Source organism: Chryseobacterium luquanense (genome assembly GCF_026460945.1).
Lineage (GTDB): Bacteria > Bacteroidota > Bacteroidia > Flavobacteriales > Weeksellaceae > Chryseobacterium > Chryseobacterium luquanense.
In genome coordinates this window covers 190,886-203,745 of sequence record NZ_JAOVZV010000008.1, presented here as the reverse complement: position 1 = coordinate 203,745, position 12,860 = coordinate 190,886, and the positions used below count along the sequence as shown (strand labels likewise).

General features: G+C 32.1%; 15 protein-coding genes. 10 read left to right on the top strand and 5 right to left on the bottom strand.

Annotated features, from left to right (window positions below):
* The first annotated feature begins 55 nt into the window (after positions 1 to 55).
* Positions 56 to 1,555, top strand: coding sequence for an amidophosphoribosyltransferase (purF, locus tag OEA66_RS09170; RefSeq protein WP_267281088.1), 1,500 nt, complete (start codon positions 56 to 58; stop codon positions 1,553 to 1,555).
* Between the two features lie 78 nt (positions 1,556 to 1,633).
* Here the strand turns inward: purF and OEA66_RS09165 are convergent, their stop codons facing one another.
* Both OEA66_RS09165 and aroB read right to left on the bottom strand, forming a co-directional pair.
* Complete coding sequence (locus OEA66_RS09165) at positions 1,634 to 2,326, bottom strand: porin family protein (protein ID WP_267281087.1); 693 nt, start codon at positions 2,324 to 2,326, stop codon at positions 1,634 to 1,636.
* A 253-nt stretch (positions 2,327 to 2,579) separates the two neighbouring features.
* Positions 2,580 to 3,626 carry a 3-dehydroquinate synthase gene (gene aroB / locus OEA66_RS09160; protein WP_267281086.1) on the bottom strand — a complete coding sequence of 349 codons (1,047 nt, stop codon included), beginning with the start codon at positions 3,624 to 3,626 and terminating at the stop codon, positions 2,580 to 2,582.
* Positions 3,627 to 3,726: 100 nt separating this feature from the next.
* On the opposite strand from aroB, the gene OEA66_RS09155 reads away from it, so the two are divergent.
* The gene (locus tag OEA66_RS09155) at positions 3,727 to 4,872 is read left to right on the top strand and encodes a pseudouridine synthase (RefSeq protein ID WP_267281085.1); all 1,146 of its coding nucleotides are present in this window, start codon (positions 3,727 to 3,729) and stop codon (positions 4,870 to 4,872) included.
* A 172-nt stretch (positions 4,873 to 5,044) separates the two neighbouring features.
* Here OEA66_RS09155 and pncA read toward each other — a convergent pair whose 3' ends face one another.
* Positions 5,045 to 5,650, bottom strand: a complete 606-nt coding sequence (gene pncA, locus OEA66_RS09150; RefSeq protein ID WP_267281084.1) for a bifunctional nicotinamidase/pyrazinamidase — start codon at positions 5,648 to 5,650, stop codon at positions 5,045 to 5,047.
* 173 nt (positions 5,651 to 5,823) lie between these two features.
* Between pncA and OEA66_RS09145 the strand changes: the two genes are divergently transcribed.
* The 5 genes from OEA66_RS09145 (at position 5,824) to OEA66_RS09125 (ending at position 9,078) form a co-directional block, all read left to right on the top strand.
* Positions 5,824 to 6,966: a DEAD/DEAH box helicase gene (locus OEA66_RS09145; RefSeq protein WP_267281083.1), complete on the top strand. Its 1,143-nt coding sequence runs from the start codon at positions 5,824 to 5,826 to the stop codon at positions 6,964 to 6,966.
* A gap of 78 nt (positions 6,967 to 7,044) precedes the next feature.
* Positions 7,045 to 7,638 carry a hypothetical protein gene (locus OEA66_RS09140; protein WP_267281082.1) on the top strand — a complete coding sequence of 198 codons (594 nt, stop codon included), beginning with the start codon at positions 7,045 to 7,047 and terminating at the stop codon, positions 7,636 to 7,638.
* A gap of 11 nt (positions 7,639 to 7,649) precedes the next feature.
* Positions 7,650 to 8,111: a DUF1569 domain-containing protein gene (locus OEA66_RS09135; RefSeq protein ID WP_267281081.1), complete on the top strand. Its 462-nt coding sequence runs from the start codon at positions 7,650 to 7,652 to the stop codon at positions 8,109 to 8,111.
* Positions 8,108 to 8,488, top strand: a complete 381-nt coding sequence (gene ytxJ, locus OEA66_RS09130) for a bacillithiol system redox-active protein YtxJ (protein ID WP_267281080.1) — start codon at positions 8,108 to 8,110, stop codon at positions 8,486 to 8,488. The genes OEA66_RS09135 and ytxJ overlap by 4 nt, the downstream gene beginning before the upstream one ends.
* Positions 8,485 to 9,078, top strand: coding sequence for a Crp/Fnr family transcriptional regulator (locus OEA66_RS09125; protein ID WP_267281079.1), 594 nt, complete (start codon positions 8,485 to 8,487; stop codon positions 9,076 to 9,078). Before ytxJ ends, OEA66_RS09125 begins: the two co-directional genes overlap by 4 nt.
* Before the next feature lie 39 nt (positions 9,079 to 9,117).
* Here the strand turns inward: OEA66_RS09125 and OEA66_RS09120 are convergent, their stop codons facing one another.
* Together OEA66_RS09120 and OEA66_RS09115 are read right to left on the bottom strand one after the other, a co-directional pair.
* Positions 9,118 to 9,468, bottom strand: coding sequence for a hypothetical protein (locus OEA66_RS09120; RefSeq protein WP_267281078.1), 351 nt, complete (start codon positions 9,466 to 9,468; stop codon positions 9,118 to 9,120).
* 48 nt (positions 9,469 to 9,516) lie between these two features.
* Positions 9,517 to 10,023, bottom strand: coding sequence for a pyridoxamine 5'-phosphate oxidase family protein (locus OEA66_RS09115; protein WP_267281077.1), 507 nt, complete (start codon positions 10,021 to 10,023; stop codon positions 9,517 to 9,519).
* Positions 10,024 to 10,777: 754 nt separating this feature from the next.
* Here OEA66_RS09115 and OEA66_RS09110 point away from each other — a divergent pair.
* From OEA66_RS09110 to OEA66_RS09100, 3 genes are all read left to right on the top strand, one after another.
* Complete coding sequence (locus OEA66_RS09110; RefSeq protein WP_267281076.1) at positions 10,778 to 11,374, top strand: Crp/Fnr family transcriptional regulator; 597 nt, start codon at positions 10,778 to 10,780, stop codon at positions 11,372 to 11,374.
* A gap of 17 nt (positions 11,375 to 11,391) precedes the next feature.
* Positions 11,392 to 12,006, top strand: coding sequence for a Crp/Fnr family transcriptional regulator (locus OEA66_RS09105; RefSeq protein ID WP_267281075.1), 615 nt, complete (start codon positions 11,392 to 11,394; stop codon positions 12,004 to 12,006).
* A 297-nt stretch (positions 12,007 to 12,303) separates the two neighbouring features.
* Entirely contained in the window at positions 12,304 to 12,804 is a 501-nt protein-coding gene (locus OEA66_RS09100) for a CinA family protein (protein WP_267281074.1), read from the top strand.
* Positions 12,805 to 12,860 lie beyond the last annotated feature (56 nt).

The following is a 12,860-nucleotide window of genomic DNA, read 5'->3' as shown; positions in this document are numbered from 1 at the left end:
ACTTAGACTAATTTCTAACATCTAATATCTAACTTCTAATTTAGAAAAAATAGAAATGAAAAGTTTAGACATTCATAAAAGTGAATATTTAAAACAGTTTGAAACTCAAACCTACGGAAGAAATCTTTTCAGAACGCAGGAAGAAGAAAGACTGGATGCTCCGAACGAGGAGTGCGGCATCTTCGGAATGTATTCTGATAATGATTTAGATACGTTTTCTCTTTCGCAATTCGGGCTTTTTGCTTTACAGCACAGAGGTCAGGAAGCTTGTGGTATTTCTGTTCTTAAAGACGGAAAAATCACCAATATGAAAGATGAAGGGTTGGTTTTGGATGTTTATAAAGAGATCCAAGATCCTGAAACTTTTATGGGAAATTCTGCAATCGGTCACACCCGTTACACGACTGCAGGAGACAAAAAGAAATATAATTTTCAGCCATTTTTTGCCAAAAACGAATATGACCAGATTATACTTTCTATTGCTCACAACGGTAACCTTACCAATGCGAGAGAATTAAAAACAGAATTGGAAGCTGAAGGCGTAGTTTTCAGAGCAACTTCAGATTCTGAGGTTATCTTAAGATTAATTCAAAAAAATCTTGATTTAGGTCTTCGTGGAGCTATTAAAGCGACCATGGAAAAAATTGAAGGAGCATATTCTGTGGTTGGCATGACGAGAAATAAATTTTTCGCATTCAGAGATTTCAACGGAATCAGACCTTTGGTTTTGGGAGCAACCAGCGAAAATTCTTATGTTGTTGCTTCTGAGTCTGTGGCTTTAGATGCTGTCGGAGCTCAATATGTTCGTGATATTTTACCCGGAGAAATCGTTTATACCAACGAAAACGAACCAGGTAAACTTAATTCTTACATGGCAGATGAAGCAAGAGGAAAGCAGAGAATTTGTTCTTTTGAATATATTTATTTTGCTAGACCCGACTCTTCTTTAGAAAACATCAATGTTTACGAAATCAGAGAAAAATCTGGTGAGAAAATCTGGGAACAGGCTCCTGTAGAAGCTGATCTCGTGATTGGAGTTCCTGATTCGGGAGTTCCTGCTGCAATTGGTTTTTCTAAAGCTTCGGGAATTCCTTTCCGTCCGGTTTTGATTAAAAACAGATATATCGGTAGAAGTTTCATCGTACCGACCCAGGAAATGAGAGAAAGGGTAGTGAATCTTAAGCTGAATCCAATTATTTCTGAAATTAAAGGAAAAAGAGTTGTAATTATTGACGATTCAATCGTTCGTGGAACAACTTCAAAAAGATTGGTAAAGATTTTAAAAGAAGCTGGTGTAAAGGAAATTCATTTCAGAAGTGTTTCTCCGCCAATTATTGCACCGTGTTATTTAGGAATTGATACGCCATCGAAAGATGATTTGATTTCGGCAAATATGTCTACCGAGCAATTGAGAGATTATTTAGGCGTTGATTCTTTGGAATTCTTGAGTACAGATAATTTAAAAGAAATTTTAGGTTCTTCCAATCATTGTTTCGGATGTTTTACTGAGGAATATCCTGTTGCAAAGGGTGAGGAAATAGAATTATTTAGTTAAGTATAAATGATTTAATATACAAATGTCAGACTTATTTCTAAGTCTGACATTTTTTATTGAAATTAAGATTGTTTCTTATTAGAATTTGAATGCTAAACCAACTTGGAAGTTGTTATTTCTAATAGCATCAGAACCACTTGGTCTGTCTTTCGCAACATCAGTTACACCTGCTGTATATCTTGCAGTTAAACCGATATTATCTGTAAAATAATAACCTGCACCAATACCTACACCGAAGTTGAATGTATTTAGGTTATCTTTATCGATATCATCTGTGTAGCTTGCTGTAGAAGTACTAGTTCCTGAAGCATTTGTTACAGTTGTAGTTCTGTCACCTTTATTTTTCGCTGAAACCATAAATCCAAATTCAGGACCTGCTTCTATATAGAAATTAGGTACAAAATTATACTGGAACATTACCGGTACTGAGATGTAATCTAAATTTGTAGAATAAGACTGTACATTTCTTGTTGTTGTACCAAGCACTGTAAATTCGTCTCTGCTTTCAACTTTTGCTCCTAACTGGTTATACAAAACCTCTGGCTGAATACTAAAAGATTCTGCAATAGGAATGTTTGCAAATACACCTGCATTAAAACCAATTTTAGATTTTTGATCTTCTAAACCTGCATCTTTAGATAAAGAAGCTACGTTCATTCCTGCTTTAAGACCAAATCTTACCGGAGATGAAGATGATGTAGAAGTTGGTGTTGTCTGAGCAAATGCCAAAGATGTTGACAAAACTGCAATTCCTAAGATTAACTTTTTCATAACTTAAATTTTTTAATATTTTACTAATTCTAATTTTAAATTTTACTACCAAACTTTTTCAGTTTGACGAGTCGTATCTTTCAAATTGCTTGCCAAAAAAATAATTGTGCCTAAAAATAAAGAATAAAACGATTCACAATAATAAATGGTTATTATTATAATTAATTGAAAATAAACAAATTATGACCGAAAAAACTAATATGCTATGAATATTAATTTTATAAATCTATTATCTAAAAATTTAGTTTAAAAATTAAAACTCACTCAGTTTTTTATAAAAATCAATAGATTTTTGAATGTTTTCTGTTGAACATTGATGATCAAATACACAAGAACCAATTCCCGAAAGCAAAGAAAAATTAATTTTTGCATCTGAATTTTTCTTATCATTTAATAATAAACTGAAAATATCTTTATCTTTAAAATCAGTTAAATCAACAAAGCAGAAATATTTCTGAATATTTTCTATAATTAAACCTGAATCTTCTTTAGAAATTAAACCTTCAAGATAAGAAAGGTGGCTTTCGCAGATCATTCCTAAAGCAACTGCTTCACCATGAAGAATCGGATTTTCACTTTGAAGACATAAACTTTCAATCGCATGACCGATCGTATGACCGAAATTCAAAGTTTTTCTCACATTTTTTTCGTGGAAATCAGCATTTACAACTTCCTGTTTAATTTCCATTGATTGTGGAATGAAAGGTTCAATTCCAACAGGATCTAAATGCTGCAACTGAATTAAATCTTCCCAATGTTTTTTATCAGCAATTAAACCGTGTTTTAGCATTTCCGCAAAACCACTTTTTACTTCTTTTGCAGGAAGTGTATCTAAAAATCGGGGATAAACATAGATTTGCTCGGGGAAAGAAAATGTTCCCACCATATTTTTATAATGCATTAAATCAATTCCCGTTTTTCCACCAATTGAAGCATCACACATTGAAAGTAGAGTAGTTGGAATATTGATGAACTGAATTCCTCTTTTGTAGGTTGATGCTACAAAACCGCCCATATCTGTAATAACTCCCCCTCCAAGATTGATGATTAAAGCTTTTCGGTCAGCTTGCATTTCGGTCAGAATTTCCCAAAGCTGGTTGGCTGTCTGAATATTTTTCATTTCTTCACCAGCTTCAATTTCTAAAATTTCAAAAGCGATATCTGTTTCTAAATTTCCTAAAAGTAATGGAAGACAATATTCATGCGTATTTTCATCCACCAAAATAAAAACTTTGCTGAATGATTTTTCGGTCATGAATTGATTGAGCTGCGAAAAATTTTCGTCTAATATGGTAATCATCGTATGATTTTTTAATATTTAAAGGTATAATGCGCTACAAAGTTATGATTCTTAATTTTTAACTCGTTATTAAATTACTATCTTTGCACAAATATTTAGCATGAGCAGAGACAATAATTCAGGAAGACCAAAGAAACCAAGAAGTTCAACAAGAAATAGTTCTGATGAATCTCGTGCTTCAAGATCAGGAAATTCAGGATCAAAACCTTTCAAAAAACCTTTTCCTAAAGCAGGAGAAAGGAATTCAGACTCCAAAAGGAGTAGTGACAACAGTTACCAGGCTAGAATGGACAAAAAGTTTGGAAAAACTGAACAAGAGCCTTTTATCACCACCCAAGGTGAAGAGAGAAAACCTTTCAGCAAATCAGCTCCAAGTAGAGGTGGCAGCAGACCCGGTAGTTTTGATACCAGAGATAAATACGAAAGAGGCAGCCTAAAATACGGAAGAAGACCAGGAACAACAGAAGACAAAGAAGATAAAACCAAATCTTTTGTACAGAAGAGAAGATTAAGTAAGATTGAAAAAGACGTTCATAAAGATACGATTCGTCTTAATAAATATATTGCCAATTCAGGAATTTGCAGCAGAAGAGAAGCTGACGAACTGATTACCCAAGGTTTGGTAGAAGTGAATGGGAAAGTGGTAACTGAAATGGGGTATCAGGTTCAGAAATCTGATAAAGTAGTTTTCGACGGACAAAATATTACTCCAGAAAAACCGGTTTATGTACTTTTAAATAAGCCCAAAGGTTATATTTCTACTACAAAAGATGATAAAGCTAGAAAAACTGTAATGGATTTAGTTGCAAATGCTTCTCCATACAGAGTTTTTCCTGTCGGAAGATTAGATCGTTCTACAACCGGAGTTATATTATTGACAAATGACGGTCACATGACGAAAAAATTAACGCATCCTTCTTTTGATGCCAAGAAAATTTATCATGTAACTTTAGATAAAAAATTGACAAATGAAGATCTAAAACTGATTGTTGAAGGAATTCGTTTGGATGAAGGGGTTGCAATGGTAGATCAGATTTCTTTCATCGAAGGAAAGCCGAGAAATGAAGTCGGAATTGAAATTCATATCGGTTGGAATCGTGTAATCAGAAGAATTTTCCAAAGATTAGGATATGAGGTTGAAGCGCTTGACAGAGTAATGTTTGCAGGATTAACCAAGAAAAATATCAAAAGAGGTCACTGGAGGATTTTAACAGAACAAGAAGTGAACAACTTGAAAATGCTTTAAAGAGTTATAAGTTTTGAATGATGAATTATACATTTTTATTCGTTCTTAACTTAAAATTTACATAAAAAAAGACGTTGAATATTTTCAACGTCTTTTTTGTGTAGTGAAATTATGAGTAGAAAAATTTCATTCAGAAACTCATCTTCATAATTAATAATTTATAATTAAAAAACTATCCCAAAACTGTCACACCTTTTTGAATCATTTCATAAATAGCGTCTCTTCCATTTTCAGGTTTCACATTAACAGCTCGAGTTCCATTGAAGTGAAGACAAGTAATGTAACCATTCGCAACGGCATCAGTACAGGTAAATTTCACACAATAATCCATTGCTAAACCAACGATTTCTACCAATTGAATTTCGTGATACTTTAAGAAATCATCCAATCCGGTTTTCATAAAATGATTGTTATCCTGAAAACCGCTGTATGCATCAATTTCAGTATTTTTTCCTTTTTGAATAATATGTGTTACTTTATCACGATTCAGATCTTTATGAAATTCTGCTCCGAAAGTTCCTTCCACACAATGATCTGGCCACATAAACTGCGGAATACCATTTAAAATAATACTTTCTCCAACTTTTCTGTTATTGTTACTTGCAAAACTTTTGTGATTTGCAGGATGCCAATCTTGGGTAAGAACAATTTGTTCATAGTCGTTTTCCTCCATCAGAAGATTGATGTAAGGAATCACCTCATTCGCACCCGGAACTGCAAGAGCTCCACCTTCACAAAAATCATTCTGTACATCGACGATTATTAATGCTTTTTTCATATATAGCTGTCTCGTTTATTTGATAAAATTATAAAAATTATTCCTCAAAAATTTGTCCAAAAAAGAAATATCGGACAAAACGGCATTTCAAAAAATAAAAATACATTCTGAAAAGCGTTTAGATCAACAATACCAAACTGCAATAGTTTATCTTTGCAACAAATATTTATTTTATGTCATTTGAATCGTTAGGATTATCACACAATATTATTCGATCTGTTAAAAAACTGGGTTATCTGAAACCTTTTCCAATTCAGGAGCAGGCTGTTCCGGTTATTTTACAGGGAAAAGATTTGATAGGAATTGCAGAGACTGGCTCCGGTAAGACCGCTTGTTTTGTAATGCCTATTTTAGAAAAGCTACAAAATGCAGAGGTTAAAAAAGACCGTAATATTCAGGTCTTAATATTGGTTCCTACAAGAGAATTAGCGATTCAGATTGATGAGGTATTCAAAGCTTTTACTGATAATTTGAAGCGTGAAATACGTACAATGGCAGTTTATGGTGGAGTTTCTATCAATCCCCAAATGAAAGGAATGTATGGCGTGGAAGTTCTTATTGCGACTCCCGGTCGTTTATTGGATTTGATTGATCACAATGCATTAAGTATTTCTGGAATTCAGCATTTAGTGATTGATGAAGCAGATAAAATGTTCCAGCTTGGATTCGGTGAAGAAATGAATAAACTTTTTGCCATGATGCCTGTTGCAAAACAGACCACTTTATTTTCAGCGACTTTAAATGATAAAGTTTCTGAAATGAAAGAACGTTTATCAATTAATCCGACAATTATTGAAATTAAAAAAGAGGAAGTTGAAATTGATAATATCGAGCAATTGGCTTATCATGTTTCTCCTGAAAATAAAGGTCCTTTTTTAAGATATTTAATTAAAGAAAAGAAAGTTGAAAAAGCGTTGATTTTTGTTTCATCTACAAGATCTGCAGATAATTTGGTTGAAAAACTGAAAAAAAATAAAATAAAAGCAGTCGCAATTCACAGTCAGAAATCACAAGGTGCACGTAAAAATAATCTGGAAGAATTTAAAGTTAACGGTGCACAAATTTTGGTCGCAACCGATTTGATTGGCCGTGGAATTCATATTGAATCTTTGCCTTGTGTTATCAATTACGAATTACCTCGTTCACCTTTAGACTACATCCACAGAATTGGTAGAACCGGTCGTGCCGGAGAAAAAGGAACAGCAATTAACATTTTAACAGATGATGAATTGCAGCATTTCAGAGTGATTCAAAAGAAAATGGGAAAGAAAGTGACTTTGCAGAGAACGGAAGGAATTGAATTGCACGGTTATTAATTTTCTCTCGCTAATTGTGCAGATTTACCATTCAAATTGAATATTAATCAGATATAATTCTCCGATAGATCTAAATTTATGAAAGAATTTACCATCGTAAGAGGTTTGTTTGATACAAGGAAACGTCAACTCATTATTGATGAAGAATTTTTAAAGTTCGAAAATAAAGATCATACTGACGATTTATTCACTATAATTCCTAAAAATGAAATTGCAGGGATCCGTTACGGAATTCACTTCATCAGAGGTTTTGAATTTTATGTCGGTAGAGAATACCAGATTTTTATTAAAACTAATTTAGGTAAAGAGTTAAAAATTTCTTTCAAGCTTTTCTACGGAAGAAAATTAGATAAAAAACATCAGCTCTTTTGTGATATTATAGATGAATTATGGAATTGTTATTTTGATGATATTTTAAATAAATACATCCGTCAATACAATAATAATGAAGAATTCAATCTCGGCGGAATTCTCTTCAGAGACACTTGCATAGAATTTGATAATAAAGAAATATCGTATTCAGATTTGGGGATAAAAAAGTACAATCATTATTTGATTATCTATTCAAAAGAAGATCAGTATAAAAATAAAATGCTTTATTTTTTAAAAGATGAAAATGCTGTTTTGATTTCTTCCCTAATTAGCTTAATATCGAAGAATGCGGTGAATTAAAACCAAGAAAATTGCAGTATAAAAGTCTTCACAACCAAAATGATTTTAACGAAATAAAACAGAGAATTGCCCAACTTTCTGAAAACTCAGAGAGAAAATGGGGGAGTATGAGCGTTTCTCAGATGTTGGTACACTGTGATTTGATTCTGCAGATCGCTTTAAAGAAAATAATTCTTCCGCCAACTAATATTATCTTTAAATCTGTTGGAATTTTCGTAAAAAAAGAAATGCAGATTTTCAATAACGGAATTCCCCGAAATATGCCTACTTTTAAAAAAGTAATCGTTAATTTTGAATGTAACTTTGAGGAAGCCAAAAATAATCTTTTACAGAGGTTAGACGAATATCAGTTGGCTTCCAAAAAACATCTTTTACCAGCCAAACATGAACTTTTTGGTGAAATGAAAGAAAAAGACTGGGGATTTATGGAGTATAAACATCTTGATCACCACTTAAAACAATTTAAAGTATGAGTTTTTTAGATAAAATATTTGGCGGAAAACAGGAGCAGGGAGAAACAAAATCTTTCTGGAAAACGATAAAATCTGAGGAAGATTTAGAAAAAGCAATTAAAGAATCTTATGAAAATAAAGTAGCAATTTTCAAGCATTCTACAAGTTGCTTCATCAGTAAAACGGTTTTGAAAAATTTTGAGAAAGAAATTGAAAATTCTGAAGATCAGAATGTAAGTTTTTATTTTCTTGATCTTTTGGCATTCAGACCAATCTCCAATAAAATCGCTGAAGATTTTGGCATCCGTCACGAAAGTCCGCAATTGATTGTTATCGAAAACGGAAAAGCCATCAGCAACGCATCACATCAGGATATTTCTTTAAGCCAAATTTTATGAGCAATATAAACGAATATTTAGCAAAAGTTTTTGAAGTTCCTGCCGAAAAAGTAAATTTATGCAGTATTCAGTATGAATTGAAGAAAGTAGGAAAACACGAAATGCTTTTACAGGAAGGTGAAGTGTGCCGAAATACTTTTTTTGTTGAAAAAGGACTTCTGAGAATGTATTCTATTGATAAAAACGGTAAAGAGCACGTTATACAATTTGCTCCGGAAAATTGGCTGATTGGTGACCGAAGCAGTCTCTATTTTCATGAAAAATCAAAATACTATATTGAAGCTGTTGAAGATTCTGAGGTTCTGTTTTTACAGCCTGATTTTTTTAGTAAACTTTTGGAAGAATTCCCCAATACGATTGAAAAGAATGATTTAATTATTCAAAAACACGTAAAAAGTTTACAAGACAGAATCAATTCTTTGTTAGGAGAAACTGCTGAAGAACGTTATTTGAAATTCATTAAAATGTACCCTGATCTTTTACTGAGGGTTCCACAATGGATGATTGCATCTTATCTAGGAATTACACCGGAAAGTTTGAGCCGCGTAAGAAAAGAATTGGCAAAAAAGAATTTTGTTACCGATAAATAATTAACTATTAGATCAAATTATAATCACCACACCAAACAACTAATCGTTGTTTAGTGTGGTGATTATTCTATTAAGATATTCCTGTTCCCTTAAAACTTTTTCGTAAGATTGCTTCGCATAAGAAGGTGACAACTGATAACCGTCAGAATGAAGATGATAACTGTCGTTTTCAACATATCCGTTGAAATCTACCGCATATTCTGTAATGAAGGTATCAATTAATTTCTTTTTAATTTCACAAATGGTACTGTTCTTAATTTTCTGCAGAGAATTGAGTATAAAAGATTTATCCCCATTAAACTGAATTACCTGTGTAATCATTGCAAAATTGCTTATTGGCTTATTATTCGTCTCATGAACAACAGCGTGCGGATCATCTTCGAATATCATGATTTTCTTAGTTTTAAAGTTTTATAATAAAGAATAGTTTATTAAAATTTATAGGGTAGCGTTCCCTTCAACACCGTCTGAATTGTCGGTTTTATTTCCAGTAACAGCTGCGGCTACAAAACTTATCAGGCTTACCAGTTTCCCTGCTTTTGTATCCCAATAATAAGTGTCTTTCGGTTCTACTCGAATGATTGAAACATCCGGGTCATCTTTTCCATCAAACCATGCATTTGCCATGGCAGACCACTTTTCTTCAATAGTTGAACGGTCTTTGTAGATAGAAGCTTCTCCAAATATAGAAATATATTCTGAATCTGAATTATTCATAAATAAAAGCTGCACTCTTTTGTCGTCTTTTATTTCAAAATTTTTGTTGCTAGAATCGCTACTGATGAACCAAAGATTTCCGCTTTCGTCAGTTTCCTGTAATCCCATCGGTCGGGTATTGATTGGTAGAGTTTCCAAATTGGTACAAAACATACAGAATTTTGCTTTTTCTGTAAGCTCTTTAATTTTCTTTACTGCTTCTAAATGAGTTAAGTTTTCTGTTGACATAATAATTTGTGATTGTTTGGATGATTTTTACAAATAGATTGTATTTGTATTATTTTGACACTTCAAAAACCTAACCAAAATATAAATTTGCTAAAATAAATATTAGATTTATGTGAAAAATAATCAAAACAACCATTATTTAGCTAGATCTTATAGTTTTGAGAAATTATTATGACTGTAATCATAATTTAGCTCATTATTAAATAATAGATTTGTTAGGTAAGTAGAAATAATTATTTGAAAATCAAATAACTGAGTATTTAAATTAAGCCAAAAATAAATATTATGAAAAAATAAGTGCTAATCGTAGCTTTGGGAATTCTTGTCCTGTTGTTTCTAAAAAAGTAAAGAAAATCCAGACCAAATATATAAGATTCTTTATCTGCAGATACAATGACTTCGAACCTGTTCTTGTTACTTAAGGTGTAATGCCCGTTTCTACGATTACAGACAATTCTGAACACTAAAAGATTCAACGTCTACAAAAAGAAAATAATTATTTGAAATTTGTAAATATCTAGCTTTTGTACTAAGTTTTAAATTATTTATTAAAACTTTAAAATTTACACCTTTAAACGTGTAGATAATTCTATTATTTAAAATATAAATACTGAAATTCAGTAAAATATCTAAGTTTTGACACTTTTTATTTCAACGAGTCCAACCGTTACTGTAAACATTGTTTTCACCTAATATTTACTAATATCTTTTGTGAGGATTACCATCACAATTCATTATAAATATTGAGAAAACTATGGTAATCAATAATAAAATCCTCGAAAATGCAGGTGCGGTTACAAAAAATTATACTTCATCAGAAAATATCTTCACAGCAGGAGAATCTGCCAATCATTATTTCCAGATTGTTTACGGAAACGTAAAAATGAACAATTACGACGAGTCCGGTAAAGAAAGCATTCAGCATCTTTTAGAAAAAGGAGATTGTATTGGGGAATCTCTACTTTTTATTAATCGATCGTATCCCATGAACGCAGTTGCATTAAATTACTGCGAAGTTTTAATCCTTACAAAAGAAAAATTTTTAACCCTTTTAGAAGAAAACCCCAAAGTTTGTTTTGAAATGAATAAATCACTTTCAGAAAAACTATATTTCAAACAAATTATGGCACAGAATATGTGTACACAAAGTCCTACGGTGAAACTAAAAACTCTTATGGATTACATGAAGAGTTTTGGCTGTGGAGAAAAGAGATTCACCTTTCAGATCCCATTAACGAGACAGCAAATGGCAAATCTTACCGGGCTTTGTGTAGAAACTGTGATCAGAGCATTAAAAAAAATGGAAAGAGACGGCAAATTGTTGATCGAAAATGGTAAAATTTTGTATTAAACTTAAAATACTATACCATGAAAACGATTAGTTGCATGAAGATTGATGAGCAATTGCTGAAATCTTACAGTGCCGAAATTAAAATTTACAAAGAAAAAGAATTTATTTTCCGCGAAGGAGACTCGCCTTCTTATTATTTTCAAATTATGGATGGTTCTGTAAAAGTGAATAATTACAATGAAGAAGGGAAGGAGTTTATTCACAATATTTTAGAAAACGGACAGAGTTTTGGCGATCCGCTGCTATTTATTGACAAAAGATATCCCGTAAATGCTATTACCCTAAAACCTACGACGGTTATCCGTTTACCCAGAAAGAATTTTATCAATTTAATTAAAGAGCATCCTCATGTTTCGATGGAAATGAATGCCTGTCTTTCACATAGACTTTATTTTAAGATGATTATGATTCAAAATATGGCATCACAGAATCCGGCTGCAAGAATTACAGGGCTTTTTGATTATCTTAAAAGCTATTCAGAGTGTGGTGATACCCATTCTTTTAATGTAAAACTTACAAGACAGCAAATTGCAGATCTTACAGGATTGCGTGTAGAAACCATCATCCGTACCATCAAAAAAATGGAAAAAGATGATTTGGTAAAAATTCACGAACGTAAGATTTGTTATTAGAATTATGACTCAAATCATAAGTTCATAAATGTTTTGAAGATTATATTTGAATATGATTCTTTGTAAAGTTGCTTGCAAATAACATAACCTTTCACCAAATAAACAAATCAATATGAAACCTAAACTACAAAAATCTGAAGCTGAGATTTTTAAACAGAGTTGATATAATTTCAGATATCTTCATCATAATTAATTTTCTCATATTACTTCTTTTGCTGAGGAAGAGGTAATTTATTAAATCTTTATTGTAACCAATGGATTACACCAACATTTTACCAAATACACATCACTTATATCATGGAATTTCAACAAAATTTACTCAATTATATCAGCGAAGCATTGATTACAACCAATGAGACCATTTCTATTGCTGAAAGTGTAACATCTGGACTTTTCCAATTGGCTTTTTCACAAATGCCAAATGCAGGAATGTTCTACAAAGGCGGAATCACAGCCTATTCTTTAGCGCAAAAAGTTAAGCTTCTAAACGTCGATGAAAATGAAGCAGATCTCTGTGATTGCGTTTCCGAGAGTGTTTCAGAAACAATGGCGCTGAATGTTGCCAAATTATTTGAAACCGATTGGTCTATTGCCGTTACAGGTTATGCAAACCCAATCAGAAATTCAACTTACAAAATTTATTCTTATTATTCTTTTGCTTACAAAGGTGAAATTATTTTATCTAAAAAATTAGAGCTTCACCCAAAAACACAGGCTTTAGGGGCTCAAGAGTATTATACTGAATTTATTTTGGGTTGCTTTAAAAGCGAAATCAACAAGCTTTTAATTCTGAAATAAAATTAAACAGAAAGATTATCAAGAACATTATCTAAACCAAGCCACTTAGAATTCAT